The 22,579-nt window shown below is 61.9% G+C and carries 17 protein-coding genes; 7 read left to right on the top strand and 10 right to left on the bottom strand.

Annotation, left to right across the window (positions count from 1 at the left end; genetic code table 11):
* Positions 1-216: 216 nt before the first annotated feature.
* Both cysS and FIV35_RS16160 read right to left on the bottom strand, forming a co-directional pair.
* Complete coding sequence (cysS, locus tag FIV35_RS16155; protein WP_034138611.1) at positions 217-1,605, bottom strand: cysteine--tRNA ligase; 1,389 nt, start codon at positions 1,603-1,605, stop codon at positions 217-219.
* Positions 1,606-1,623: 18 nt separating this feature from the next.
* A complete protein-coding gene (locus tag FIV35_RS16160; RefSeq protein WP_034138612.1) occupies positions 1,624-3,324 on the bottom strand; it encodes a glutamine--tRNA ligase/YqeY domain fusion protein in 1,701 nt (566 codons plus the stop codon).
* Positions 3,325-3,573: 249 nt separating this feature from the next.
* On the opposite strand from FIV35_RS16160, the gene FIV35_RS16165 reads away from it, so the two are divergent.
* Together FIV35_RS16165 and lpxH are read left to right on the top strand one after the other, a co-directional pair.
* The gene (locus FIV35_RS16165) at positions 3,574-4,077 is read left to right on the top strand and encodes a peptidylprolyl isomerase (protein WP_034138613.1); all 504 of its coding nucleotides are present in this window, start codon (positions 3,574-3,576) and stop codon (positions 4,075-4,077) included.
* Positions 4,074-4,823, top strand: a complete 750-nt coding sequence (lpxH, locus tag FIV35_RS16170) for a UDP-2,3-diacylglucosamine diphosphatase (protein WP_034138614.1) — start codon at positions 4,074-4,076, stop codon at positions 4,821-4,823. The genes FIV35_RS16165 and lpxH overlap by 4 nt, the downstream gene beginning before the upstream one ends.
* A gap of 79 nt (positions 4,824-4,902) precedes the next feature.
* Here lpxH and FIV35_RS16175 read toward each other — a convergent pair whose 3' ends face one another.
* The 7 genes from FIV35_RS16175 to FIV35_RS16205 form a co-directional block, all read right to left on the bottom strand.
* Positions 4,903-6,432 (bottom strand): DHA2 family efflux MFS transporter permease subunit, encoded by a 1,530-nt coding sequence (locus tag FIV35_RS16175; protein ID WP_034138615.1) that lies wholly within the window; start codon positions 6,430-6,432, stop codon positions 4,903-4,905.
* A complete protein-coding gene (locus FIV35_RS16180) occupies positions 6,432-7,634 on the bottom strand; it encodes an HlyD/EmrA/EmrK family protein (RefSeq protein ID WP_034138616.1) in 1,203 nt (400 codons plus the stop codon). The genes FIV35_RS16175 and FIV35_RS16180 overlap by 1 nt, the downstream gene beginning before the upstream one ends.
* Positions 7,635-7,649: 15 nt before the next feature.
* Positions 7,650-9,101 (bottom strand): efflux transporter outer membrane subunit, encoded by a 1,452-nt coding sequence (locus FIV35_RS16185; RefSeq protein ID WP_034098788.1) that lies wholly within the window; start codon positions 9,099-9,101, stop codon positions 7,650-7,652.
* Positions 9,098-9,571 (bottom strand): MarR family winged helix-turn-helix transcriptional regulator, encoded by a 474-nt coding sequence (locus tag FIV35_RS16190; RefSeq protein WP_034138617.1) that lies wholly within the window; start codon positions 9,569-9,571, stop codon positions 9,098-9,100. The genes FIV35_RS16185 and FIV35_RS16190 overlap by 4 nt, the downstream gene beginning before the upstream one ends.
* A 352-nt stretch (positions 9,572-9,923) precedes the next feature.
* On the bottom strand, positions 9,924-13,595 hold the full coding sequence (locus tag FIV35_RS16195) for a translocation/assembly module TamB domain-containing protein (protein WP_034138618.1): 3,672 nt from the start codon (positions 13,593-13,595) through the stop codon (positions 9,924-9,926).
* Entirely contained in the window at positions 13,595-15,322 is a 1,728-nt protein-coding gene (locus tag FIV35_RS16200) for an autotransporter assembly complex protein TamA (RefSeq protein WP_034138619.1), read from the bottom strand. The genes FIV35_RS16195 and FIV35_RS16200 overlap by 1 nt, the downstream gene beginning before the upstream one ends.
* A gap of 64 nt (positions 15,323-15,386) precedes the next feature.
* The gene (locus FIV35_RS16205; protein WP_034098795.1) at positions 15,387-16,037 is read right to left on the bottom strand and encodes a GNAT family N-acetyltransferase; all 651 of its coding nucleotides are present in this window, start codon (positions 16,035-16,037) and stop codon (positions 15,387-15,389) included.
* A gap of 170 nt (positions 16,038-16,207) precedes the next feature.
* Between FIV35_RS16205 and xthA the strand changes: the two genes are divergently transcribed.
* Both xthA and FIV35_RS16215 read left to right on the top strand, forming a co-directional pair.
* Positions 16,208-17,020, top strand: a complete 813-nt coding sequence (gene xthA, locus FIV35_RS16210) for an exodeoxyribonuclease III (RefSeq protein ID WP_034138620.1) — start codon at positions 16,208-16,210, stop codon at positions 17,018-17,020.
* 110 nt (positions 17,021-17,130) lie between these two features.
* Positions 17,131-18,465, top strand: coding sequence for a substrate-binding domain-containing protein (locus tag FIV35_RS16215; protein ID WP_034138621.1), 1,335 nt, complete (start codon positions 17,131-17,133; stop codon positions 18,463-18,465).
* 111 nt (positions 18,466-18,576) lie between these two features.
* On the opposite strand, the gene FIV35_RS16220 is transcribed toward FIV35_RS16215, so the two are convergent.
* Positions 18,577-19,806 carry an acyl-CoA dehydrogenase gene (locus FIV35_RS16220; protein ID WP_034114234.1) on the bottom strand — a complete coding sequence of 410 codons (1,230 nt, stop codon included), beginning with the start codon at positions 19,804-19,806 and terminating at the stop codon, positions 18,577-18,579.
* A gap of 151 nt (positions 19,807-19,957) precedes the next feature.
* On the opposite strand from FIV35_RS16220, the gene FIV35_RS16225 reads away from it, so the two are divergent.
* From FIV35_RS16225 to FIV35_RS16235, 3 genes are all read left to right on the top strand, one after another.
* The gene (locus FIV35_RS16225; protein ID WP_034098802.1) at positions 19,958-20,893 is read left to right on the top strand and encodes a LysR family transcriptional regulator; all 936 of its coding nucleotides are present in this window, start codon (positions 19,958-19,960) and stop codon (positions 20,891-20,893) included.
* 135 nt (positions 20,894-21,028) lie between these two features.
* Positions 21,029-21,421, top strand: coding sequence for a MerR family transcriptional regulator (locus FIV35_RS16230; RefSeq protein ID WP_034098804.1), 393 nt, complete (start codon positions 21,029-21,031; stop codon positions 21,419-21,421).
* Between the two features lie 16 nt (positions 21,422-21,437).
* Complete coding sequence (locus FIV35_RS16235) at positions 21,438-22,337, top strand: hydroxymethylglutaryl-CoA lyase (RefSeq protein WP_034098805.1); 900 nt, start codon at positions 21,438-21,440, stop codon at positions 22,335-22,337.
* Positions 22,338-22,579 lie beyond the last annotated feature (242 nt).

Below are 22,579 nucleotides of genomic sequence, written 5' to 3' on the forward strand. Positions count from 1 at the left end.
ATTTCAATATCCTTCATGCCTTGAAGAAATTAAAACGCTTTAAGAGATAAAACTGTTTCGTCGCAAACCGCGTAGACGTTCTCCGTGTTTAAGTCAGGTTCATGGGATTGGATTTGTCAAGGAACACATGGGCTGCGGCGTGCGAGCCGCTCAGTAAAACAGTGTGCAAAAAAAGCCCCGAACCAGTCGGGGCGTTTTTTATTCAGCAATCAACGGTCAAGCTTGATCAGCCAACCGCCAGGTCGTGCCGCCTTTGCCATCTTCCAACACCACACCCATCGCGGTCAGTTGGTCGCGGATACGGTCGGATTCCGCCCAGTCTTTACTGGCACGAGCCGCCAAGCGCGCCTGGATCAACGCATCCACTTCAGCCGCATCCACACGCCCTTCGGCGCCGGCCTGCAGGAAGTCGTCGGCTTCCATCTGCAGCACGCCCAACACGCTCGCCAGTTCTTTCAAGCGTGCCGCCAGGCCTGCCGCCGCGTCGAGGTCGCTCTCGCGCAGGCGGTTGATCTCGCGCACCATTTCGAACAGCACCGCGCAGGCTTCCGGCGTGCCGAAGTCGTCGTTCATGACTTCGGTAAAGCGTGCCACGAAGGCTTCGCCGCCGGCAGGTGCAACGGCGGGCAAGCCTTTCAACGCGTGGTAGAACCGCTCCAGGGCGCCCTTGGCGTCCTTGAGGTTGTCTTCCGAGTAGTTGATGGCGCTGCGGTAGTGGCTGGACACCAGCAGGTAACGCACCACTTCCGGGTGGTACTTTTCCAGCACGTCGCGGATGGTGAAGAAGTTGTTCAAGGACTTGGACATCTTCTCGCCATTGATGCGGATCATGCCGCAGTGCATCCAGGCGTTGGCGTAGGTCTTGCCGGTGGCGGCTTCGCTCTGGGCGATTTCGTTTTCGTGGTGCGGGAACTCCAGGTCGCTGCCGCCGCCATGAATGTCGAAGGTCTCGCCCAGGCAGCAGGTCGACATCACCGAGCATTCGATGTGCCAGCCCGGGCGGCCTGCGCCCCACGGAGACTCCCAGCTCGGCTCGCCGGGCTTGGTGGCTTTCCACAGCACGAAGTCCAGCGGGTCTTGCTTGGCTTCGTCGACTTCGATGCGCGCGCCGATGCGCAGGTCTTCGATTTTCTTGCGCGACAGCTTGCCGTAGCCCATGAACTTGGCCACGCGGTAGTACACGTCGCCATTGCCCGGCGCGTAGGCGTAACCCTTGTCGATAAGGGTCTGGATCATCGCGTGCATGCCGGCAATGTGGTCGGTGGCGCGCGGTTCCATGTCCGGTTTGAGGATGTTGAGGCGCGCCTCGTCCTCGTGCATCGCGGCGATCATGCGCTCGGTCAACGCGTCGAACGACTCGCCGTTTTCGTTGGCGCGATTGATGATCTTGTCGTCGATGTCGGTGATGTTACGCACGTAGGTCAGGTCATAGCCGCTGAAACGCAGCCAGCGGGTGACCAGGTCGAAGGCCACCATGCTGCGGCCGTGGCCGATGTGGCAGTAGTCGTACACGGTCATGCCGCACACGTACATGCGCACCTTGTTGCCATCGAGCGGCTTGAAGACTTCTTTGGTCTTGCTGAGTGTGTTGTAGATCGTTAGCACAACGGCTTCCTTAGAGAATCACTGGCCCCACGAATCACGCAGGGTCACGGTACGGTTGAATACCGGAGCACCAGGTTTCGAGTCCTTGATATCCGCGCAGAAGTAGCCTTCGCGCTCGAACTGGAAACGGTCTTCCGGCTGTGCGTCACCAAGCGATGGCTCGGCACGACAACCAGTGAGTACTTGCAGGGAGTCGGGGTTGATGTTGTCGAGGAAACTGGCGCTGTCTTCGGCCTTCTCCGGATTCGGCGAGCGGAACAGACGATCGTACAGACGCACTTCGCACTCGATGCTGGCGGCGGCCGGCACCCAGTGGATCACGCCCTTGACCTTGCGGCCTTCGGGGTTCTTGCCCAGGGTGTCCGGGTCGTACGAGCAACGCAGTTCGACGATGTTGCCGTCGGCGTCCTTGATCGCTTCGTCGGCACGGATCACGTAGCTGCCGCGCAGGCGCACTTCGCCGTTCGGCTCCAGGCGCTTGTAGCCTTTTGGCGGCTCTTCCATGAAGTCGTCACGGTCGATGTAGATTTCCCGGGCGAACGGCAGCTTGCGCACGCCGAGGGCTTCGTTCTGCGGATGACGCGGCAGTTCGAGGTGGTCGACCTTATCTTCCGGGTAGTTGGTGATCACCACTTTCAACGGACGCAGTACGCACATGGCGCGCGGCGCGTTGGCGTCGAGGTCCTGGCGGATGCTGAATTCGAGCATGCCGTAGTCCACCACGCCGTCGGAGCGGTTAGTACCAACCATTTCGCAGAAGTTACGGATCGAAGCCGGCGTGTAGCCACGACGGCGGAAGCCCGACAGCGTGGACATACGCGGATCGTCCCAGCCGTTGACGTGCTGTTCGTCCACCAACTGCTTGAGCTTGCGCTTGCTGGTGATGGTGTAGTTCAGGTTCAGGCGGCTGAACTCGTACTGGCGCGGATGGGCCGGCACCGGCAGGTTGTCCAGGAACCACTCATACAGCGGACGATGGCTCTCGAACTCAAGGGTGCAGATCGAATGAGTGATGCCTTCGATGGCGTCCGACTGGCCGTGGGTGAAGTCGTAGTTGGGGTAGATGCACCACTTGTCGCCGGTCTGGTGGTGATGGGCGTGGCGGATGCGGTACATGATCGGGTCGCGCAGGTTCATGTTCGGCGAGGCCATGTCGATCTTGGCGCGCAGTACGCGGGCGCCGTCCGGGAACTCACCGGCGCGCATGCGGGCGAACCAGTCCAGGTTCTCTTGCACCGAACGGTCGCGGAACGGGCTGTTCTTGCCCGGTTCGGTCAGCGTGCCACGGTATTCCTTGGCTTGCTCCGGGCTCAGATCGTCGACGTAGGCCTTGCCGGCCTTGATCAACTCCACGGCCCAGTCGTGCAACTGGTCGAAGTACTGCGAGGCATAGCGCACTTCACCGGACCATTCGAAACCCAGCCACTTCACGTCGCTTTCGATGGCGTCGATGTATTCCTGGTCTTCCTTGGCCGGGTTGGTGTCGTCGAAACGCAGGTGCGTGACGCCGCCGAATTCCTGGGCCAGGCCGAAGTTCACACAGATCGACTTGGCGTGACCGATGTGCAGGTAGCCGTTGGGCTCAGGCGGGAAACGGGTGACGATCTGCGTGTGCTTGCCCGAATCCAGGTCCGCCTGGATGATCGGGCGCAGGAAATTGACCGGGACGGCAGGTCCGGCCTTGGAATTCGAGGTAGGGTCGACAGTGGGCTTGCTCATAGGATCCTTGAACAGACAGGTTCGTGGCCGTTTGCGGCCAGATAAAACAAAGGGCTTATCATAGCCGAAGCGGTCAAGCCGCTGACAGAGCGTGGCCCAAAACTGCTGCATTTAATGCACGGGCGGTAAAAAACCACCTCGAAATTCCCGCCGGGCACGCTAAACTGCGCGCCTTGGCCGCCGTTTAGCCAGACAGGTCAGGCGCTCTGCGCGCCCAAACCCACGAATTCCCTGAAAAGAGTAGTGCACATGACTCAAGTCAAATTGACCACCAACCACGGTGACATCGTCATCGAGCTGAACGCCGAGAAAGCGCCGATCACCGTCGCCAACTTCATCGAATACGTTAAAGCCGGCCACTACGAAAACACCGTTTTCCACCGTGTCATCGGCAACTTCATGATCCAGGGCGGCGGTTTCGAGCCAGGCATGAAAGAAAAGAAAGACAAGCGCCCAAGCATCCAGAACGAAGCGGACAACGGCCTCTCCAACGACAAGTACACCGTCGCCATGGCCCGTACCATGGAGCCGCACTCGGCCTCCGCGCAGTTCTTCATCAACGTGGCCGACAACACTTTCCTCAACCACAGCGGCAAGCACGTACAGGGCTGGGGTTATGCGGTGTTCGGTAAAGTCACCGAAGGCACCGATGTGGTCGACAAGATCAAAGGCGTGTCCACCACCTCTAAGGCTGGCCACCAGGACGTCCCTGCTGAAGACGTGATCATCGAGAAAGCCGAGATCGTTGGGTGATATTGCTGATTTCAGATTTGCATCTGGAAGAGGAGCGCCCGGACATCACCCGGGCGTTTCTGGATCTGCTCCACGGCCGCGCCCGTGGTGCCCAGGCGTTGTACATTCTGGGGGACTTCTTCGAAGCCTGGATTGGCGACGATGGGATGACCGAATTCCAACGCTCGATTTGCGCGCACCTGCGTGAACTGAGCGACAGCGGCACCGCGATTTTCATCATGCACGGCAACCGCGATTTCTTGCTCGGCAAGGCGTTCTGCAAAGCCGCCGGCGCCACCCTGCTTAAAGACCCGAGCGTGGTGCAACTGCACGGTGAGCCCGTGCTGCTGATGCACGGCGACAGCCTGTGCACCCGCGACCTTGGCTATATGAAGCTGCGGCGCATCCTGCGCAACCCCATTGTGCTGTTTATCCTGCGCCATCTGCCCTTGGGCAGCCGCCACAAGCTGGCGCGCAAGCTGCGCAGCGAGAGCCGGGCGCAAACGCGCATGAAGGCCAATGACATTGTGGATGTTACCCCCGAGGAAGTGCCGCGGGTCATGCAGCACTTCGGCGTGCGCACACTCGTGCACGGCCATACCCACCGCCCGGCGATCCACAAGCTGCAGATCGGTGACCAGGCTGCCCGGCGCATTGTGCTCGGGGATTGGGACAAGCAGGGTTGGGCGTTGCAGGTGGATGAGCAAGGCTTTCAGTTGGCGGCGTTTGACTTCGTCAACCCGCAACTCGCATTGCCTGGCGCCTGATCCTCAAACCCACTGATAGAGATCAAAATGTGGGGGGCAAGCCCCCTCCCACAATTGATTGCATTTGAGTCTTTGCCAATCAGTGGCCGGACGCTTCCGGCCCTGCCTTGGCACCAAACGGCGGCTTGGCCAGCCACACCAGCAACATCAACGCCATGAACATCCAGCCCAGCAACGTGAAATAGTCCACGGTGGACATCATGTACGCCTGGCTGGTGAGGATGTGATCCAACTGCGTATAAGCTTTCTGCCCCGCTCCGCCCAGCGCCTGCAGAGCATCGCGGGTGGCCGAGTCATAGGGCGTCATGCTTTCGCTCATGTACGCATGGTGCTGGTCGGCGCGGCGGATCCAGATCCAAGTGGTCAGCGACGCCGCAAAGCTACCGCCCAGGGTACGCAGGAACGTGGCGAGCCCGGCACCGTCGGCGATCTGCTGCGGAGGCAGGTCGGACATCAGGATGCTCAGGGTCGGCATAAAGAACAATGCCACGCCGATCCCCATAAACAGTTGCACCAGGGCGATATGGGTAAAGTCCACTTCATTGGTGAAGCCCGCGCGCATAAAGCAGCTCAGGCCAATCGCCAGGAACGCCAGGCCCGCAAGCAGACGCAAGTCGAACTTGTGCGCGTACTTGCCCACGAACGGCGACATCAGCACCGGCAGAATACCGATCGGCGCCACCGCCAGCCCGGCCCAGGTGGCGGTGTAGCCCATCTGGGTCTGCAACCACTGCGGCAGGATCAGGTTGATGCCGAAGAAACCGGCATAGCCGAGGATCAACACGATGGTGCCGATGCGGAAGTTACGGTAAGCGAACAGCCGCAGGTTGACCACCGGATGCTCGTCGGTCATTTCCCAGATCACAAACACCGCCAGGGCAATCGCCGAGATCGCCGCGCCGATAATGATGAAATTGGATTCGAACCAATCCAGGTCATTGCCCTTGTCGAGGATGATCTGCAACGCACCGACCCCGACGATCAAGCTGAGCAACCCGACGTAATCCATGGGTTGGTAACTGGTGTGCACCGGACGTTTCTTCAACTGCGAGCGCACCACCATCACCGCAAAGATGCCGATGGGCACGTTGATAAAGAAGATCCACGGCCAGCTGTAACTGTCAGTGATCCAACCGCCGAGGATCGGCCCGGCAATCGGCGCCACCACCGTGACCATCGCCAGCAGCGCCAGGGCCATGCCGCGCTTGGCCGGCGGGTACACCGCGATCAGCAGCGTCTGGGTCATCGGGTACAACGGCCCGGCCACCAAGCCTTGCAGTACCCGAAACCCGATCAATTCGGGCATCGAGGTGGAAATCCCGCAGAGGAACGACGCCAATACAAACAACATGGTCGCCCACAGGAACAGCTTCACCTCGCCAAAGCGCCGGCTCAACCAGCCGGTGAGCGGCAAGGCAATTGCGTTGCTCACCGCAAACGAGGTGATCACCCAGGTGCCCTGCTCCGAACTCACGCCCAGGTTGCCGGAGATAGTCGGCAACGCCACGTTGGCGATGGTGGTATCGAGCACCTGCATAAAGGTCGCCAGCGACAGGCCAATAGTGGACATCAACAGGCTGGGCGGCGTGAACGAGGCTTCCTTGCTCATCAGCGTTGCGCAGCCTTGGGAGAGGCGACGCTGTTGGCATGGATCAGTTGCGTGATCATGGCATCGGCCTCGGCCAGTTGCTGGTCATACACCGTGGTGGTGAACGACGCCTTCTGCGGCGGTTGTTGCGCCAGCACCGGGCCGCTCTGGTCATGCAGGTCGACATTGACCACCGTGCTCAAGCCCACGCGCAGCGGGTGCTTGGCCAGTTCTTCGGCGTTGATGTGGATGCGTACCGGAACACGCTGCACGATTTTGATCCAGTTACCGGTGGCGTTCTGCGCCGGCAGCAAGGCGAATGCACTGCCGGTTCCGGCGCCGAGGCTGTCGACGGTGCCGCTGTATTTAACGTCGCTGCCGTAGATGTCCGACTCAATGTCCACCGGCTGGCCGATGCGCATATCGCGCAGTTGGGTTTCCTTGAAGTTGGCGTCGATCCACAGCTGGTCCAGTGGGATCACCGCCATCAACGCCGTGCCTGGTTGCACGCGCTGGCCCAATTGCACGCTGCGCTTGGCCACGTAGCCGGTGACCGGCGCGATCAAGGTGCTGCGCGCGTTGGTCAGGTAAGCCTGGCGCAGTTGCGCGGCGGCGGCCTGCACGTCGGGGTGCGAGCTGATCACCGTGTCGTCCACCAGGGCGTTGGTGGTTTTGAGTTGCTGTTCAAGGTTGGTCAGGGCGTTCTTGGCTGCGGTCAGGCTGTCACGGGCGTGGGACAGTTCTTCCTGGGAAATCGCCCCGCCCTGGGCCAGGGTCTTACGGCGGTTGTAGTTGTCCTGAGCAGTCTGCACATCGGCTTTCTGCGCATTGACCTGGGCTTTCATGCCGTCGACGTTGCTGTACAAGCCACGTACCTGGCGCACGGTGCGCGCCAAATTGGCCTGGGCACTTTGCAGGCCGACAGCGGCGTCGTTCGGGTCGAAATTGACCAGCACCTGGCCGGCATGCACCAGGTCGCCATCATCGGCGCCGATGCTAACCACGGTGCCGGTGACCAGCGGGGTGATTTCCACCACGTTGCCATTCACATAGGCATCGTCGGTGCTTTCATTGAAGCGCCCGTACAGTTCGTACCAACCCCACACGCCGACCACGCCCAGGATGACGATCAAGGCGAGGCCGATCAGCATGACTTTGCGCTTGCGCGGGTTGTTGTTGGTGTTCGGTTGCGGTGTGGCGTTGGAGTGTTCGGCAGTGGCCATAACAAATACCTCGAATTATTCCGTGCGGGTGGCAGGGGTGGTCGACGCGACATTACTGGCGCTGTAACCGCCGCCCAGGGCCTGCATCAATTGGATCGACAGGGTGATTTGCCCGGCATTGAGGGTCGCCAGCTGACGCTGGGCCTGCAGCAGTTGCTGCTCGATGCTGAGCACGTCCAGGTAGCTGCCGATGCCGGAGCCGTAGCGCTGGACCACCGTGTCGTAGGACTGCTGGGCAATGTCCGTAGCGTGTTGCTGGGCCTGGATCTGCCGACCGGTGTCGCGCAGTTGCGACAAGGTGTTGCCGATATCGCCCAGGGCTTGCACCAGGGTTTTGTTGTATTGCGCCACGGCCAGGTCGTAGTCAGCGTCGCGGGCGTCAAGGTCGGCACGCAGGCGGCCGCCGTCGAAGATCGGCAACGAGACCGTCGGCGCAATATTGAAGAAGCGGCTGGCCGAACCGAACATGGCATCGCCCAGCAACGACTCGGCGCCGGCGCTGGCGCTGAGATTGAGGTTGGGGTAGAAGCGGGTTTTGCTCGCATCGATATTGCGACCCGCCGCCTCCACGCGCCAGCGCGCGGCGATCAGATCGGGGCGCCGGCCCAGCAGCTCGGCGGGCAGCACCGCAGGCACCGCCACAGCGGCGGGCTTGAGCACGGCCGGGCGTGCCAGTTCTCCGCCACGGTCCGGGCCTTTACCGAGCAACACCGCCAGGGCGATCTTGGCGCTCTGCAGTTGTTTTTGCGCATCGATCAACTGCGACTCGGAACTCGCCGCCAGGCTTTCGGTTTGCTGGTACTGGTAGTGGCTGTCGATGCCCGAATCCAGGCGACGCTGGCTCAGTTCGAGCATCTGCCGGGTGCGCTTGAGGTCTTCTTCAGCGAGGTCACGCACGATGTGGGCCTGGCCCAGATCGCTGTAGGCCTTGGCCACATCGGCGGCCAGGGTCAGGCGCGCGGCCTGTTGATCGACTTGGGCGGCACGCGCCTGGCCCAACGCGGCCTCCCAGGCGGCGCGCTGGCCGCCCCAGAGGTCAAAGGTGTAATTGAAGCTGGCGCCGATGTTGCGCACCGTCGAGTAGGCATCGCCCTCCCCGCGCGGGTCCTGGTCTTTGGCCAGGCGCGAACGGCTCACACCGGCGCTGGCATCCAGGGTCGGCATGCGCGCGGCGTCGGCGGCGTAGGCAGCCGCTTGAGCCTGATGCGCACGGGCGCTGGCTACTTGCATATCCGGGCTGTTTTGCAGGGCTTCGTTGATCAGGCCGTCGAGCTGCGGGTCGCCGAGGCTTTTCCACCAATCGGCGCTCGGCCAGGCAGCGCTGGAGAGGGTCACCCCACTCAAGGACTTGCCGGTTTGCAACGTATTGGCATCGAGGCGCTGGCCCTGGGTGTCGAGGCCGCTGTAGTTGGCGCAGCCGGCCATGCTCATGGCCATGAGCACCAGGCATAGGGCGCGTGTGTTCATGCTTTACCTACCCGCTGCAGGGTGATGGGGTCACCTGCGGCTATCAGAATTTTCTTGAGGATGCTTTCCAGGGTTTCCAGCTCGCCAGGTTCGAGCACACCAGCCAGCTGATTCAGCGCAGCGGCGCCGATGTGCGGCAGCATGTCCGCCAAGCGCTGGCCGTCGGCGGTGAGGACCAGTTGCACCTGGCGCCGGTCCTGTTCGGAGCGCTGCCGGCACAGCAAGCCTTTCTGCTCCAGGCGATCGAGCATGCGCGTCATCGAGCCGCTGTCCAGGGACAGGTTGCGGCATAGCTCCGCCGGGGTGTCGACACCGAACTGGGCCATGATGATCAACACCTTGAACTGCGCGGCGGTGATGCCGTGGGGTTCCATATGGGTGTCGATGATGCGGTCCTTGAGAATCGCGGCGCGGCCCAGCAACAGGCCAAGGTGGCAGTTGTGGAAGTTGTCAGGGGTGAAGTGCGGCATAGAAAGTCACCTTATTACTGCCTAGGCAGTGAATGTGTGACGAGATATTACTGCCTAGGCAGCGAAAGTCAAATGGAATAGTTAGGTTGCTTGGTAGTTTGGCGATGGGTGGGTGAAAGACAGACTTAATGTGTGAGGGTGCTTGCTGTGGTGAGCGGGCTTGCCGTGGTGAGCGGGCTTGCCCCGCGCTGGGCTGCGAAGCGGCCCCATTCCACGCGATGTGGTTTTAGCTGATACACCGAGGCGCCTGGGTTTGGGTCTGCTTCGCAGCCCAGCGCGGGGCAAGCCCGCTCACTACAGAAAAACCGCTCACCACAGCAAGCTCCCTCTCACATTTCTATCCCCGTTGGGTTTAGAAATCGCGCTTGTAGAAGATATCCAAGGAACTGGCCACGCCGCTGGCCACTTCCAGGTAGACCTTTTTGCTCAGCAGGTAGCGCAAGGCGATGGTGTTGGCCGGTTCGAATACCCCAACCCCATAGCGCAGGCTGAGTTTCTCGGTGATTTTGCCGCTGGCGACCACGGCGGTGTTGTTGCCGCTGCCTTGGGTGTCGAGGTCGAAGTCGCGGATGCCGAGCTTGTTGGCGATGTCCGAGGTCACCCCGGCGCTACCCATCAGGCCCAGGCCCAGGGCGGCTTGGGCGAGCATATTGTTGTCTTCGCCGGTGGTGCTCAGCGGACGCCCCAGCACCAGATAGGACAGCGCCTGTTCCTGGCTCATGGCCGGTTCCGAGAAGATCTGCGTCGTAGGCTGCTCGGCGCTACCGCTCAGGCGAATACCGGCGGTCACGTCGTCGGTCTTGCGGATCGCCTCGATGTCCAGGTACGGCTGGTCCAGCGGCCCGGCGAACAGTAGGCGTGCACGCCGCACGTCGAGCTTCTGCCCATAGGCGCGGTAGCGGCCGTCGTTGAGCCATAGCTCGCCCCGAGTGTCCAGGTTATCGCCGATATGTACCTGGCCCTGCACCTTGGCGGTCAGACCAAAGCCGGAGAAATTCAGCCGGTCTTCACCCACCACCACGTCGATATCCATGGCCATGGCCATCGGCGGCTTGCCCTCCTCGGTCTGGCTGCCAATGATCACCGTGTCATCCGACACCGTGACCGTCGACGGCGGCAGTTCACGCACGGTGATATCGCCGCGCGGAATCTGCACTTTGCCGGCGATGGCCAGCCGGTCGTTCTTGAGGCTGATCGTCAAGTCGGGCGCCACTTCCAGCTCGGCATAGGGTTCGACGGTGACCGGCAGTTGCGCGCCTTGCAGGTGCAGGTCCACCGCCAGGGCCTGGCCCCAGTCGATCTGCCCCTTGAGGCTGCCCTGCCCGGCTTTACCGCTGCGCCAGCCGCCATTCAACTGCACACTTTCACCGGCGATCAGCGCCTGCACATTCAGCCCTTCGAGGCTGATGGGCAGTTCGGGCCCGGACACTTCGCCGCCCACCAGGTTGACGCTGCCGTTGACCTGCGGTGCCAGCAGGCCACCGCTGATGCGGCCGTTGCCGTTGAGCTTGCCGCTGAGTTTTTCCACCATCGGCACGAATGGCCGCGCCACGGCCAGATCCAGCCCCATGAGGCTGAACTGGCCGGTGATCGGCTTGTTTTTCGGCAATGGATTGATCTGCGCCTGCAACAGCAACTCACCGAGTTTGCCGCCATGGAAGTTCAGCTGCGTGTCGATGCGCCGGGGGTTGAGAGTGGTTTCCAGCTTAAGGGTGTCGTAGGGAAAGTCCAACCACTGGGCCTTCTCCTTGACGCGCAAGGTGCCACCGCTGGCATCCACCGACACCACCCCTTTGGGGCCACTGGCGGGCAGGTCCAGTTGCAGGTCGGCATTGAGTCGGCCCTGCCAGGCGAAATCCTTGGGCAAAAACGCCGCCAGGCTGTCGATGGGGAACTGCTTGAGGTGGTAGCGCAACTTCGGCTCGGGCATCAGCCGCTGGTCTTCGCCGCACAGGCTCGATGCTCCGGAGACCCAGCAGTGCGCCGCAAATGTCAGTCGGCCATCGGCCAGGCGTTCGATTTTGGCCGGGGACTGCAGCCGCCAGTCCTGGCCACCGGCCTGCACATCGCCGCTGGCCAGACGCCCGCGCCAGTTGCCCTTATCTAGAGTACCGTCCAGGGCCAGAGCCAATTTGACCAGGGGCCCGGCCAGGTCGAGCTGGACCTTTTGCTGGCGGATGTCGCCCTGGGCGCTGGCGGTAAGCGTGCCGACCTGGGTGTCACCGCTTTGGATACCGCTGCCCTTGAGGTCGATTTTCGCGCGCTGGGCGCTATCCAACCTGGCATCGAGGCTGAGGGCTTGCAGGCGGTTGTCGGCGAACGCCAGTTGCTGGCCCTTGAGGCCGAGCTTGCCCTGGGGCGCCTTGAGCGTACCCGCCACGTCGAGCCGGCCGTTGATTTGACCGCGCAACTGCGGCCACAACTGGGCCAGGCGTGCGAGCTTGATATCGATCTGCCCGGCCAGACGCTGCTGCAGGCTGCCGCTGCCCTGGATGCGGTTGTCGCCCAGGCGCAAGTCGAGATTGGCCAGGGTCCACTGCTCGCCGGCGCCATCGGCCTTGGCCGCCAGCACGGCGGTTTGCCCGCGCAGGCGGCCTTTGAGGTCGAGGTCGGCGTTGAGTTTGAGCTGCTCGTTCTTGAATTCGCCCTTGCTGCGTAGCGGGCCGGCCAGGGTGCCGGGCAACTCCGCCACCCAGTACGCCGGGTTCAGCGCCGACAGGTCCAGCGCAGTGTCCCAGGCGATGCCATCGGCGAATTGCAGGTTCAAGTGACCTTCGGCCTTGCCCTGACCGGCGCTCAGTTTCAGCTCCGGCAGGAACACCTGCGTAAGGTCGCCGCTGAACGGCGTGACCACCGAGAACGGACCGGCCGGGCCATCGAGGTCGGCCGTGAGGTTGCCGAGGTAATTACCATCTTTATAAGCAACCTCGCCATTGAAGGTACGCAACGTCACCTGGGGCTCGTCGATCACCGGGTACAGGCGATGCCACGGGAAATCCAGCCAGGCGATTTTGGCATCGGCGCTGAAGCCTTGCTGCCAGTCCAGGTTGGCGCTGAGTTTCAGGCTTTGTTTGTCGCCGGCATTTACGTCCAGGCCGGCGATCTGCGCGCCTTTGGCGTCTACCTTGCCTTGCAGCAACAGATCGACCGGGCCTTTTTCCGCCGGCAACACCGCCTTGCCTTGCAGTTGGTAGCCACGGCTCAAGTCGCCCTTGGCGGTAAGGTCCAGTTGATTGAGCTGCAGGGTGTCGGGCAAATCAGCGCTGGGCTTGAAGCCATCGGCGGTGATGTGTAATTGGGCGGGCAGGTTTTCCGCCAGGGGTTGCAGTTCGCCGCTGAGTTTGGCCGGCAGGTAGCCGCTGCTGTCGGCGTCGAGTTTGAGGGTTTTGAGCAGATCGCCGTCGACCTTCAGCGCCACTGTCCACGGCGCACCGCCGGGTGCGTAAGGCAGGCTCAGGTTGCCGCTGGCGGTCAACGGCCAATCACCGCTGGGCTGCAACAAGCCGCTCAGGTCCAGTACCAGATCGTCGCGCTGCAGGTGCACGGCGTCGATCTGCATGCCCGCCGCCGTCCAGTGCGCCGCCAGTTGCAGGCCCTTGAGCTCCTCGCTGCCGTTGAACAACAGGCGACCGACGCGAACCTCGCCCAATTGCAGGGCTACCGGTAGTTTCAAGTCCGGCAGTTGGATCGGCCCGCTGCTCTCGTCGCCACTGGGGGGAAATTGCAGGCTGACCTGTTCCACCTCCAGTCGGTCGATGCACAAGGTCATGCGCAGCAAGCAAGCCGGCGACCAGGCAAACGTCGGCGCCTGGAGTTCGACGCGGCTGCTGCCCTGCTCCCAGAGCAGATGGTCGGCGCGCCATTGGCCGCCCAAACGGCCCTGGAAATTCTCCACGCTCAACCCCGGCACACGCGCCAGCGCCCAACGGCTGCCGGCCTGGGTGCTGAGTATCGCCCAGCCCGTCAGCACCCCTATGGCGAGGACGGCCACCACGGCCAGCCCGGCTATTTTCACCCCACGCATCACAACTCAGGCCCCATGGAAAAGTGCAAACGAACGCCGCCCGGATCTTCCAGGGCATGGGCCAGGTCCAGACGAATCGGCCCGACCGGCGAGACCCAGCGGATGCCGACGCCGACGCCGGTCTTCAGGCTGGGCAGCTCCAGATTGTTGAAGGAGTTGCCCTGGTCGATAAAGGTCGCGATCCGCCATTTTTCGGCGATGGAATATTGATACTCGGCACTCAGCGCCACCATGTAGCGCCCACCGATGCGATCGCCGCGGTCGTTTTCGGGGGACAACGTCTGGTACTCGTAGCCGCGCACGCTTTGGTCGCCACCGGCAAAAAAACGCAGCGACGGCGGCACTGATTTATAGCCATTGGTGGCACTGCCGCCCACTTGGGCACGGGCGAGGAAGCGATGGTTGTCCCACAGGGTGGTCAGGCCTTTGACCATCGCCGTGCCGTACAGCAAATTGGTGTCTGAACCCAGCCCTTCCTTGGCCACCTTGGTGTCCAATTGCAGGCGATAGCCATGGTGCGGGTCGATGCGATTGTCACTGCGCAGGTAGGAATAACTGACGCCCGGCATCAACAGGTTGCTCAGACCCGAATCGTCACCCAGGCGGTACTCTTCGCGCTGCCATTTGAGCGAGATCACCCGCGTCCAGCCGCTGGGCAGCTTGCTGTGCCATTCCGGGCCGAGGGTGAGCAATTTACTCAGGGTGTCGGTGTTGGCGATTTCTTCGTTCTGGTAGCCGCCGGCGAAGCGCAGTTTGTCGGTGAGCGGCGGGTCGAGGGGAATGTCGTACCACAGGCCGACGTTCTGCCGCGGCGCCGACAGCTCGGCTTCCCAGCCATAGCTATGGCCCTGAGGGTTGACCCAATGTCGCGTCCAGTTGGCTTTGCCGCGCGGGCCGACGTCGGTGGAGTAACCCAGGCCCAGGCCCATGGTGCGCGGCTTGCGTGTGTCCAACTGCACGGCCACCGGGATCACGTCATTGGTGGCGGCGGCGGGCGCGGCATCCACGCGCACGCCTTCGAAAAACCCGCTGGCCTGCAAGTTCTGGTTGAGTTCGGCAATAAGCTCGGAGTCGTAGGGGTCGCCGCTTTTGAACGGCACCATGCGGTGCAGCAGGTCTTCGTCGAACGGCGTATCGCCGGCGAAACTGACCTTGCCGAGGGTGTAACGCGGGCCGCTGTCATACACCAGTTCGATATCGGCGACGCCGGCCTGGGGGTCCACCGCGAGTGTCTGCCGGGTAAAGCGCCCGCTGAAAAAACCGTAGCGCGAGGCCTGGTTCTGGATCAAACGCTTGGCGTCTTCGTAATGGCCGTGGTTGAGGATGGCGCCGGATTTAAGGTCGTCGCTGGCGGGTACGCGAAACGCTTTGAGGTTCGCCGCCGGGCCCTCGACCCGAATGGTCACATCACGCAAGTGCACCGGTTCGCCAGGGTCGATGTTGAGGATCAGGCGCGGGTTCTTGCCTCCCTGCACGTCGCTGTCGATGCGCGGTTGATAAAAGCCCAGCGCCTGGGCGGCTTTGCGCGCCTGCTCCTCGGCGCCACGGCTGAACCGCAGCAGGGCCTCTTCATCGCGGTCGCCCACGCCGCCGATATAGCCCTCGATATTGGCTTTCAACGCGTCGTTGGCGGGTTTGATGCGCACGTCCAATTCGCTTTGCGCCAGCGCGCCGCAGCTTGTAAACAGCAGAATCAAGCTGCTGGTGAATCTTCCTGGAAACTTCATAGGCGCGGATGCTACACGAGCGGGCGAGAAACGTAGAACTCGGAAAGTTCTGAAAAAATCTGCATCACGCCGTGGCGGCCTGCAATACCTGAGGGTTGGGATGAAAAAAAACATGCTCCAACACCGGCCCCACTGCCACTTCACCGATTTCCTCATAACCTTGGCGTTTATAAAACTCCAGGTAACGCGAATTGCCCGTGTCGAGCACCACGCCGGACGAATGCGGGTCTTCGGCGCACCAGTTATGCACCGCCTGCAACAACTGCTCACCGTAATGCTTGCCCTGGAACTGCGGATGAATCCCCAACAGCGGCAGCATATGCACCGACTCACTGGGCAAGCACGCCAGCACGGCATGGTGATAATCCAGATAACGCCGCGTGCCGCGCACCCCGGTGCTCAGCCACATGCGCAATTGCCAGGCCCAGCTCTCGGTGATTCCCAGGCGCCGTTGCGGCGGCGCGATCAGCGCGATGCCGATCAGACGGTCATTCACAAACAGGCCAATGGCCGGCAGCTTCTGGAAGAAGTGCTGCTTGACCAGCTCACGCACGGTGGCGCGCACCCGCTGTTCATAACCTGGACGCTCGGCCTCAAAGATATAGGCGAATGTCGGTTCGTGGCGGTAAGCCTGGTACAACAGGGAACGGGCTTCGCGGGAATAGCCGCTGTTGAGCACACGGATGTCGGCGATGGCAGTCGAAGTCTCAGGCATACAGTCAATCTCAGTGGGCGCCACTCAAAGGATGGCGTTCTTATGGGTACGAACCTACGCAGCTCCAGTCGTTCCCAGACATTAGCAGCGCATCTGCCCTACCGCCACGCTGGCCCCCGTCTGACTTGTCGGCTAGCATCGCCCTTTTTGCCAAGACCGGACTGCCGACCATGAAAATCGTCTCCTTCAATATCAACGGGCTGCGCGCCCGCCCTCATCAGTTGGCGGCGCTGATTGAAAAGCATCAACCGGATGTGATCGGCCTGCAGGAAACCAAGGTCCACGACGACCAGTTCCCTCTCGCCGAAGTGCAAGCCCTTGGCTATCACGTGTATTACCACGGGCAGAAAGGCCACTACGGCGTGGCCCTGCTCTCGCGTCAGCCAGCGTTGAGCGTGCATAAAGGCTTTGCCAGCGATGAAGAAGACGCCCAGCGCCGCTTTATCTGGGGCACCTTTGCCGACGAGAACGGCCAGCCGGTCACCATCATGAATGGCTACTTCCCCCAAGGCGAAAGCCGCGACCACCCCACCAAATTTCCGGCCAAGCAGCGCTTCTACGAAGACCTGCAGCAATTGCTGGAAAGCCAGTTCAGCAACGACCAGGCACTGGTGGTGATGGGCGACGTGAATATTTCCCCGGAAGACTGCGACATCGGCATCGGCGCCGACAACGCCAAACGTTGGCTCAAGACCGGCAAATGCAGCTTTCTGCCCGAGGAGCGCGAGTGGATGGCGCGCCTGAAAAACTGGGGCCTGGTGGACAGTTTCCGGCACCTGAACCCGGACGTGACCGACCGTTTCAGCTGGTTCGACTACCGCAGCCGCGGCTTTGAAGATGAGCCCAAGCGCGGCCTGCGCATCGACGTGATCATGGCGTCCACGGGCTTGCTGCATCGGGTCAAGGATGCGGGGGTGGATTATGAATTGCGTGGTTTGGAAAAGCCTTCGGACCATGCGCCGATCTGGCTTGAATTGAGCTGACGGGTTGTCGGGGCTCGATCAGATCTGGGCGTGGCCGTCAGTCAGTCATATTTATGCAACCTGACTGACTTAATCTCGCGGCACTCCCTTTGGCTTGAGAAGGTGCCGGCATGACGCTGCGCGTTCTGTTCCTGTTGTGTTGCCTATTGCCCCTCGCCGCCGTGGCCGTCCCCCTGCCCGCCCCCGATCATGGTCCGGCGTTGCGCATCCAAGGTTCCAACACCATTGGCGCGGCATTGGGCCCGGCACTGGTCAAGGGGTTGATGGCGCAGCAGGGTTTGCAAGACGTACACAGCGAGCCGGCCGACGGAGCCAATGAACAGCGGATCGTCGGCAAAACGCGCCAAGGCAAGACGGTGACCGTCGAGGTGGCGGCCCATGGTTCCAGCACCGGTTTTGCAGCGCTTAAAAAAACCAGCGCGGACTTGGCCGCCTCGTCCCGACCCATCAAGGACAGCGAACTGGTGGACCTCGAACCCCTGGGCGACCTGAAAAGCCCAGACGCCGAACAGGTGATCGCCATCGATGGCCTGGCCATCATCCTTAACCCACGCAACCCGCTAACGACGTTGAACACCGTGCAACTGGCGCAGATCTTCAACGGCGAGATCAGCACCTGGGAGGCGTTGGGCGGGGTCGGCGGGCCGATCCATGTGTATGCGCGGGATGATCAGTCGGGCACCTACGACACCTTCAAAGAGCTGGTGCTGCGCCTGCGCGGTAAGCCGTTGGTGGCGAGCGCCCAGCGTTTCGAATCCAGCGAGCAGTTGTCCGACGCGGTCAGCGGCGATCCCCAAGGCATCGGCTTTATCGGCCTGCCCTACGTGCGCCAGGCCAAGGCGGTGGCGGTTGTCGACGGTGACTCGCAACCGATGCTGCCGTTGAACAGCCTGATCGCCACCGAGGATTACCCGCTGTCACGCCGTTTGTACTTTTACTTGCCACCGTCGAACCGCAACCCCTGGGCCGATGCGCTGGTGGACTTTACCCAGAGCCCCAAGGGCCAGGCGATCGTGGCGGCCAACGGCTTTATCGCGCAGCAGGTGCAAGCCATGGCCGTGACACCGCGCCCCACGATGCCCGACGACTACCAGGCAATAGCCCGCGACGCCCAGCGTTTGAGCGTGAATTTTCGCTTCGAAGAAGGCAGCGCCAGCCTCGACAACAAGGCACGCCAGGACCTGCAACGGGTGGTGGCGTACCTGAAAAGTCACGACAAGCTCAATAAGCAGGTCACGCTGGTGGGCTTTGGCGACGCCAAGAATGACCCGCAACGCGCAGCATTGCTGTCCAAGCTGCGTGCCATGGCGGTGCGGCGCGAGCTGGTTCGCAGCGGCGTGGTGCTGCGCGATATCCGTGGGTTCGGGGCGCAGATGCCGGTAGCGGCGAATACGGCGGATGAGGGGCGGATCAAGAATCGGCGGGTGGAGGTGTGGGTGTATTGAGGCTTGGGTGTTGGGTTGCTGGCACTGGCCTTATCGGGGGCAAGCCCCCTCCCACACTGAAACACAATCACAGGTGGGAGGGGGCTTGCCCCCGATGCAGGCGCTGCGGTGTTACTGCCCGCCGCGCATCAACTCCCGAGGCACGTACTTGCCGATCTCGAACTTGCCGATCGCCGCGCGGTGCACTTCGTCCGGGCCGTCGGCCAGGCGCAGGGTGCGCTGCATGGCGTACATGTAGGCCAAGGGGAAGTCGTTGGACACCCCGGCACCGCCGTGGATCTGGATCGCGCGGTCGATCACCTTCAGGGCGACGTTCGGCGCCACCACTTTGATCTGGGCGATTTCGCTTTTCGCCACTTTGTTACCCACGGTGTCCATCATGTACGCCGCCTTCAGGGTCAGCAGGCGCGCCATGTCGATTTCCATGCGTGAGTCGGCGATCTTGTCGATATTGCCGCCCAACCGCGCCAACGGTTTGCCGAATGCGGTACGGCTGACCGAGCGCTTGCACATCAGTTCCAGCGCGCGCTCGGCCATGCCGATCGAGCGCATGCAGTGGTGGATACGGCCCGGGCCAAGGCGCCCCTGGGCAATCTCGAAGCCACGCCCTTCGCCCAACAACACGTTTTCATAAGGTACGCGCACGTTGTCGAACAGCACTTCGGCATGGCCGTGGGGCGCGTCGTCGTAACCGAACACCGGCAGCGGCCGCAGGATTTTCACCCCGGGGGTGTCCACCGGCACCAGGATCATCGAGTGCTGCTGGTGACGCGGCGCATCGGGGTTGCTCAGGCCCATAAAGATCAGGATCTTGCAGCGTGGATCGCAGGCGCCGGAAGTCCACCATTTCTTGCCGTTGATCACCCACTCGTCGCCCTGGCGTTCGGCGCGGGCGGCCATGTTGGTGGCGTCCGAGGAAGCCACGTCCGGTTCGGTCATGGCGAATGCCGAGCGGATCTCGCCGCGCAGCAGTGGTTCGAGCCAGCGCTGTTTCTGTTCGGCATTGGCGTAGCGCACCAGCACTTCCATATTGCCGGTATCCGGCGCCGAGCAGTTGAACGGCTCCGGCCCCAGCAGCGAACGGCCCATGATTTCCGCCAGGGGCGCGTATTCGAGGTTGGTCAGGCCAGCGCCCAGTTCGGACTCGGGCAAGAACAAATTCCACAGGCCCTCGGCTTTAGCCTTGGCTTTGAGCTCTTCCATGATCGCAGTGGGCTGCCAACGGTCGCCTTCGCTGACCTGGCGTTCAAACACCGGCTCGGCGGGGTAAACGTAAGCGTCCATGAACGCAGTGACGCGTTCACGCAGTTCCTGAACCTTGGGCGAATAGGCGAAATCCATGAGCAGCTCCCTTCTTGGAGAGGTTGTTTAGGTCATGCAATCGATGCTAGAACAGCGTTGATAATTTACCTAGCCTATTCTCGGCGTGTATTAACATTCATCACCGATATATGATCGGCGTATGAACACCTAACAATAAGAGCGCAACGAAATGAATCTGAGCAAGGTCGACCTCAACCTCTTCATCGTCTTTGACGCGATCTACACCGAAGCCAACCTGACCCGCGCCGGGCAGATTGTCGGCATCACCCAACCGGCGGTGTCCAACGCTCTGGCCCGCCTGCGCGAGACCTTCAACGACCCGCTGTTCGTGCGCACCGCCCAAGGCATGGTGCCCACGCCGATGGCGCAGAACATCATCGGCCCGGTGCGCAACGCGCTGTCGCTGCTGCGGGTGTCGGTGCAGGAAAGCCGCATCTTCAACCCGCAACAGGCGGCCAAAACCTACCGCATCAGCATGACCGACCTTACCGAGGCGGTGATCCTGCCGCCGCTGTTCCAGCGCCTGCGCCGCCTGGCGCCCACGGTGGTGATCGAGAGTTTCCTGTCCAAGCGCCGCGAAACCACCAAGGAACTGGCCGCCGGGCGCCTGGACTTTGCCGTGGACGCGCCGCTCAATACCGACCCGCAGGTACGTCACGTCAAGCTGATGGAGGACCGCTACGTCTGCGCCATGCGCAAGGGCCACCCGATGGCGGGCAAGGACAAATTCACCTTGGACGACTACCTGTCGCTGACCCATATCCATATCTCCAGCCGTCGCAATGGTCTGGGCCACGTCGACCTGGCGCTGGGCAAAATGGGCATCCAGCGCAAGATCGCCCTGCGCTCCCAGCATTACCTGATGGCCTCGCAAGTGCTGCAGCAGACCGACATGGTGATGACCGTGCCCGAGCGCTTTGCCCGACGCCATGAACTGCACTGGTTCAACTTGCCGGTCAACGACGTACCGCCGGTGGAAACCCACTTGTACTGGCACGAAAGCACCGACCAAGACCCGGCCAACCGCTGGATGCGCGAGCAGATGATCGAGCTGTGCCAACAAGTCACCGCCCACGAAAAGAAGCTCGACAAACAACAAGCTTGAGCGCCCCTCCCGTGCAATGGACTACCAAGGAGCCCTTTGTGGGAGGGGGCTCGCCCCCGATGGTCCGCGCAGCGGACCTTGACGTTCACGTCAACCTACCTTTAGCTTAGCGCCAGAACTTTCTTGAGCGCCGCCATGAGCACTACCTACAGTATTTCCGACCTCGCCCGCGAGCTGGATATCACCACCCGCGCCATTCGTTTCTATGAAGAACAGGGCCTGCTGGCCCCTGAGCGGCGTGGCCAGGAGCGCATTTACAGCGCGCGGGACAAGGTCAGCCTCAAGCTGATCCTGCGCGGCAAGCGCATCGGCTTTTCCCTGGCCGAGTGCCGCGAATTGATCGAACTCTATGACCCCAGCAGCGGCAACCACATCCAGCTCAACAGCATGCTGGCCAAGATCGCCGAGCGCCGTGAGCAGTTGGAACAGCAACTGCTGGATATCGAACAGATGAAGCTGGAACTGGACACCGCCGAAGAGCGTTGCACCCAGGCCCTGGCCCAAACCATGCGCCAAGCCGGCGATTGATCAGAAGGTGACCGCCATGACCCTCCCCTCCCACGTCCGCCTGGTTGAAGTCGGCCCGCGCGACGGTTTGCAGAACGAAGCCAACCCCATCAGCGTCGCGGACAAGGTTCAATTGGTCGACGCCCTCAGCGCCGCCGGCTTGAGCTATATCGAAGTCGGCAGTTTTGTTTCGCCCAAGTGGGTGCCGCAAATGGCCGGCTCCGCCGAGGTGTTCGCCCAGATCCAGCGCAAACCCGGCGTGACCTATGGCGCATTGGCACCGAACCTGCGCGGTTTCGAAGACGCGCTGGCCGCCGGGGTCAAGGAAGTGGCGGTGTTCGCGGCCGCGTCCGAGGCATTTTCCCAGCGCAATATCAACTGTTCCATCAGCGAAAGCCTGGAACGTTTCGCGCCCATCATGGCCGCAGCCCAGCAACACGGAGTCAGTGTGCGCGGCTATGTGTCCTGTGTATTGGGCTGCCCCTATGAAGGCGAGATCGCCGCCGAACAGGTGGCGGTAGTGGCGCGGGAGTTGTATGCCATGGGCTGTTATGAAGTGTCGTTGGGCGACACTATCGGCACCGGCACGGCGGGCGCCACCCGCCGCCTGTTTGAAGTGGTCGGCGCGCAGGTGCCACGGGACAAGTTGGCCGGGCATTTCCACGACACCTATGGCCAGGCCATCGCCAACGTGTACGCCGGGCTGCTGGAAGGCATCCAGGTGTTCGACAGCTCTATTGCCGGGCTTGGCGGCTGCCCGTATGCCAAGGGCGCCAGCGGTAACGTCGCGACCGAAGACGTGCTGTACCTGCTCAATGGCCTGGGCATTCACACCGGGGTCGACTTGGACGCCTTGATCCTCGCAGGCCGGCAGATCAGTCAGGTGCTGGGGCGCCCCAGCGGTTCGCGGGTGGCCAAGGCGCGTAACGCTGTGTGAGTAGCACGCCTGTGACAATGTGTTACCCAAGCCCTACACATCGAGTAACACGGGAACATATTTTGTCGTATTTGCCCCCGGTCATTTCCTACAAAAAAATCAACTCATTGATTTTAAAGACATTTTAAAAGTTGGCACGGCTTCTGCTATCTCTATGGCATAACAAGAATAAAAAGCGCCAAACCTAATAAAAATAAGACGAAACGACTCTGACATAACAAAAACAACACGGCAGAGACGCA

The sequence above is a fragment of the Pseudomonas rhodesiae genome (genome assembly GCF_007858255.1).
GTDB classification, from domain to species: Bacteria; Pseudomonadota; Gammaproteobacteria; order Pseudomonadales; family Pseudomonadaceae; genus Aquipseudomonas; species Aquipseudomonas rhodesiae.

Bases quoted from the DNA above. Each gene is read 5' to 3' on its own strand.
- FIV35_RS16185 (WP_034098788.1), bottom strand. From the start codon at position 9,101: ATGAACACACGCGCCCTATGCCTGGTGCTCATGGCCATGAGCATGGCC.
- FIV35_RS16200 (WP_034138619.1), bottom strand. From the start codon at position 15,322: ATGAAGTTTCCAGGAAGATTCACCAGCAGCTTGATTCTGCTGTTTACA.
- FIV35_RS16160 (WP_034138612.1), bottom strand. From the start codon at position 3,324: ATGAGCAAGCCCACTGTCGACCCTACCTCGAATTCCAAGGCCGGACCT.
- FIV35_RS16205 (WP_034098795.1), bottom strand. From the start codon at position 16,037: ATGCCTGAGACTTCGACTGCCATCGCCGACATCCGTGTGCTCAACAGC.
- FIV35_RS16195 (WP_034138618.1), bottom strand. From the start codon at position 13,595: ATGCGTGGGGTGAAAATAGCCGGGCTGGCCGTGGTGGCCGTCCTCGCC.
- FIV35_RS16175 (WP_034138615.1), bottom strand. From the start codon at position 6,432: ATGAGCAAGGAAGCCTCGTTCACGCCGCCCAGCCTGTTGATGTCCACT.
- FIV35_RS16220 (WP_034114234.1), bottom strand. From the start codon at position 19,806: ATGGATTTCGCCTATTCGCCCAAGGTTCAGGAACTGCGTGAACGCGTC.
- FIV35_RS16225 (WP_034098802.1), top strand. From the start codon at position 19,958: ATGAATCTGAGCAAGGTCGACCTCAACCTCTTCATCGTCTTTGACGCG.
- FIV35_RS16180 (WP_034138616.1), bottom strand. From the start codon at position 7,634: ATGGCCACTGCCGAACACTCCAACGCCACACCGCAACCGAACACCAAC.
- FIV35_RS16230 (WP_034098804.1), top strand. From the start codon at position 21,029: ATGAGCACTACCTACAGTATTTCCGACCTCGCCCGCGAGCTGGATATC.
- FIV35_RS16215 (WP_034138621.1), top strand. From the start codon at position 17,131: ATGACGCTGCGCGTTCTGTTCCTGTTGTGTTGCCTATTGCCCCTCGCC.
- FIV35_RS16235 (WP_034098805.1), top strand. From the start codon at position 21,438: ATGACCCTCCCCTCCCACGTCCGCCTGGTTGAAGTCGGCCCGCGCGAC.
- FIV35_RS16165 (WP_034138613.1), top strand. From the start codon at position 3,574: ATGACTCAAGTCAAATTGACCACCAACCACGGTGACATCGTCATCGAG.
- xthA (WP_034138620.1), top strand. From the start codon at position 16,208: ATGAAAATCGTCTCCTTCAATATCAACGGGCTGCGCGCCCGCCCTCAT.
- FIV35_RS16190 (WP_034138617.1), bottom strand. From the start codon at position 9,571: ATGCCGCACTTCACCCCTGACAACTTCCACAACTGCCACCTTGGCCTG.